Raw genomic sequence first — 3,499 nt, 5'->3', positions numbered from 1 at the left:
GGCTTCACGGTCGGATGGAGATCTTCGGAACCGAACGGTCTGCGCATACAGCGCTTCTCGGTCGACGGTTCGCCTTCGGGGCCGGTGGTCCAGGTCACGGATACGGACTTGCACTTGGTGGACTCGATGGCGGTCGCGCGCGACGGCCTCGGCAACGACCTGGTGATGTGGAGAACCTCGTCGGGATTCACCCATGTCCTGCAGCGCCTCTTCGCGACCGCGTTCGACCCTGCCGGAGCTCGCCTCTTTCCGGTCGTGCAGCTGGCGCAATCGAGCGGAATCAACGGAAAGATCAGCGGCTACGCCGCAGTCGAAGGCTCAGCGAGTGGCTGGGTTGCCTCCTGGTCGTCCTACTCAACCGGCGGAGAGGGACGCGTGTACTCGCAACGAGTTGAAGCAGCCTCCGGCCCTACCGGTGCTCCGACGATAGTCGCCAACGAAGCGGGGAGATGGACCTATCTGTCTGGATTGGCGGCCGCAGGGGAGACGATGCTCGCTGTCTGGAGCTCGGTGGATCCCTACGCCGACCGGCAGAAAGACCTCGTAGGTCTGCTTCTCGACGCCAGCGGAGGTCCGATCGGCGCGCCCCAGACTCTGGTTCAGGGCGGGGGTCGCGCCTTCACCCTCTCAGGCGGGGAACTGAAGGGGACCGGTTCCGGCCAGTTTCTGGTGACTTTCGCACGGCGGGACGACAACACAACGAACAGAGAGGTCTTCGGCTTGTCGCTCTACGGAGCTCTTCCGGCTGCTCCGCCATTTCACCTGGGTGGCTCGGCCAGCTCGGCGCACTTCACCGCACCGAGGCTCGATGTGGATCGCTTCGGTCGAGCGCTCTTCAGCTGGACGGATCGGTCGGTGAACGGCCCGAACGACTTCGCCATCCTCCGACAGGGTCGTCTCTTGTCGGGCCTTCCTTTCACTCCCGCGACGGAGCTTCTCGTCGCGTTCGGCAATGCTCCCTTGCCGACGGTATCGGTGGGTGACGCCGGTGACTGGGTGGTCGCCTGGCCGCGCATCCCTTCGCCGGAGGCGAACTTCTTCGGCATCGATGCCGAGCTCGGATCGTTCCAGGACGGCTGCGAGCCGAGCGCCACGGCGCTCTGTCTCACGGGCAATCGCTTCCGCGTGACCGCGACCTATCACGATCATCTGGGTCGCGACGGTGTCGGGCAGGCGGTGGCGCTCACGCCGGAGAGCGGGACGTTCTGGTTCTTCACCGCGGCGAATGTCGAGCTCATCCTCAAGGTCGTCGACGCCTGTGGGCATCCCGACTTCCAGGACTTCTGGGTCTACGCCTCGGGGCTGACCGATGTCGCGGTGACGCTCACCGTCGTCGACACCTGGACCGGCGAGATCTGGGAGCGCGAGACCGATCTGGGCGAGCCGTTCCCGCCGATCCTCGACTCGCAGGCGTTTCACACCTGTGAGGCCGTGCCGTTGCTCTGATCGGGCGCGCTCCGGAGGGTGTTCAGTAGTGGTACCTGGCCTGCAGGAAGTGGATGCGCGTCGGGGTGACGAGATAAACGAGGCGGTGCTCCTGGGTCAGGCGGCGGGACCAGGTGCCGGCGAGCTGGTACTTCAGCGGTTCGGGCTTGCCGACGCCGGCGATGGGGTCGCGGAGCACCGCTTCGATGAGGCGCAGCAGGCGCAGGGCCGTGGCCCGGTCGGTCTCGACCCACCAGGCGAGGTCGGCCAGGAAGTCGCGGTCGAAGAGCGCTTCGCGCTCGCCGCTGGTGCTACTTTGCCGGCGGAAGTCCAGCGCGCTTCCTGACCTGCGAGGGTGTCAAACGGCTGCCGGCGCCCTTGCGCGCGCGCGCGACCGCCGCCAGAAGCCGACGGGCGTTGGCGGGGGAGCGCAGGAGGTGAGCGGTCTCCTCGAGACCTCGCAGCTCCGAGGCGGCGATGAGGGCGACCGTCGGCGCTCCGCGCCGGGTGATGTAGATCGGCTCCGTGCCCTCGGCCACCTCGTCGCAAAGCGACGCCAGCCGGGCGCGGGCGGCGGAGTAGCTGGTCTCTCTGGCCATGCTCGGATTGTACAGCAAGCCTGTACGTCTTGGGCGAAGCAAAAGGGAGAATACTGCGCGCCTGGGATCGCCTTTCGGCCTCGCGGATCCTTTGCCCGCCGGGGGCGGTCAGGGTCTCTTGCGGGCGTCTGTGAGGTCGAGGACTTCCGACTCGGGGACCTCGAGCCGGAACCTCCGACCGCGCGAGTCGGGGTTCCAGCCGCAGTCGATTGCGTAGGCGATCGCCCTCTGGAGGACCTCCGCCAGCTTCTCGGGCTCGGGCGTCTTCTGGAAGAAGAGCGCGTAGGGCAGGTCGAGGATCAGCTCGCGGGTCTGGTGGCGCAGCAGCCAGACCGAGTACGAGGGCCCGCGGTTCTCGCCCTCGGCGTTGGTGCCCCAGCCGTGACGCTGCTCCCACTGGAAGGTCTCTTCCCCGACCGCGACCGAGTTCTCGGCCGGATCCGGAGGCAGGCGCCGCAGATGCGTTCCCCGCGAGCGCTTGCCCCGCGGCGGACGGCCCCCGGGATCGCTGGTCTCAGTCGCCATCGAGGAAGTCTACGGGAATCGTGGGAATCGCGGGAATCGCGAACCGGGGGCCTCAGGGGCTACCTTGCCGGCAGCACCAGCTCCCAGCCGATGTCGATGAGGTTGGGGTCGGCGATGCGGTTGCGGTTGGCTTCCCAGATCTCGTTCCAGCGGCGCAGGTTCCCGAGCTGGTCGCGGGCGATGCCCGAGAGGGTGTCGCCCGGACGGACCTTGTAGACGCTCTGGCCGGCGGCGACTTTCGCGACTGGCGCGGGGCCGGTGCCGCCCAGGTACTTGCGCACGATCTGGCGGTACTCGTCGGAGGCCTTGAGGCCGCGGACCGCCGCGTTCACCATCTTGAGAAGGGTCGCGGCGCCGCGCCGCACGCCGACGTTGTAGGTCGACTTCGAGAGGTTGAACTCGACGATCTCGAGCCGGCCGTCGAACTCCTTGATCTCCTCCTGGGCGTAGGGGAAGTCGTAGATGAAGCCGTCGATCTTCCCCTGGTCGAGGAGCTCGAAGTAGCCGTCTTCGTACTTCTCGATGCGCGCCTGCCCGAGGTTCATCGCCTTGACTTCGTCTTCGGCGGCGGGGTCGTTGAAGATGCCGATGACCTTGCCGCGCAAGTCGTCGGTCGAGCGGACGGCGCGACCTTTCTTGACCACCAGGCAGAGGCCGTAGTCGAGGTAGGCCTCGGACCAGTCGATGCCGGTGATCGAATCGTCGGCGGTATAGCCCGAGATGATGACGTCGGCCTTGCCGGCGATGAGGCGGGCCGGGAGCTCGGAGTACTTGCCGGCGACGATGATCACGTCGTCCACGCCGATTCGCTTCGCCACCGCCTTGGCGATCGCGTAGTCGAACCCGTCGTAGCGGCTGCCCTCCTTGAAGAGCATCGGCGGCGTGCCCGGCTCCGCGGCGACGCGGAGCACCCCGGCGTCCACCACCTTCTGCAGCGAGTCATCCTCGGC

At 67.3% G+C, this 3,499-nt stretch carries 5 protein-coding genes; 1 reads left to right on the top strand and 4 read right to left on the bottom strand.

Translation table 11 applies throughout. From position 1 onward, the window contains the following. Window positions 1–1,446 (top strand): hypothetical protein (locus KBI44_16420; GenBank protein MBP9146064.1); only part of this gene is annotated, 1,446 nt, incomplete at its 5' end. Between the two features lie 22 nt (window positions 1,447–1,468). On the opposite strand, the gene KBI44_16415 is transcribed toward KBI44_16420, so the two are convergent. The 4 genes from KBI44_16415 to KBI44_16400 form a co-directional block, all read right to left on the bottom strand. Next, window positions 1,469–1,696: a Txe/YoeB family addiction module toxin gene (locus KBI44_16415; protein ID MBP9146063.1), complete on the bottom strand. Its 228-nt coding sequence runs from the start codon at window positions 1,694–1,696 to the stop codon at window positions 1,469–1,471. Window positions 1,697–1,736: 40 nt separating this feature from the next. Next, window positions 1,737–2,024 (bottom strand): type II toxin-antitoxin system prevent-host-death family antitoxin, encoded by a 288-nt coding sequence (locus KBI44_16410; GenBank protein ID MBP9146062.1) that lies wholly within the window; start codon window positions 2,022–2,024, stop codon window positions 1,737–1,739. 108 nt (window positions 2,025–2,132) lie between these two features. Continuing rightward, entirely contained in the window at window positions 2,133–2,549 is a 417-nt protein-coding gene (locus KBI44_16405; GenBank protein ID MBP9146061.1) for a hypothetical protein, read from the bottom strand. Between the two features lie 59 nt (window positions 2,550–2,608). Beyond that, window positions 2,609–3,499: transporter substrate-binding domain-containing protein (locus tag KBI44_16400; GenBank protein ID MBP9146060.1), on the bottom strand; the 891-nt coding region annotated here is incomplete at its 5' end.

This window comes from Thermoanaerobaculia bacterium (assembly GCA_018057705.1).
Classification (GTDB): Bacteria; Acidobacteriota; Thermoanaerobaculia; order Multivoradales; family JAGPDF01; genus JAGPDF01.
This window is presented reverse-complemented; position numbering and strand designations above follow the sequence as displayed.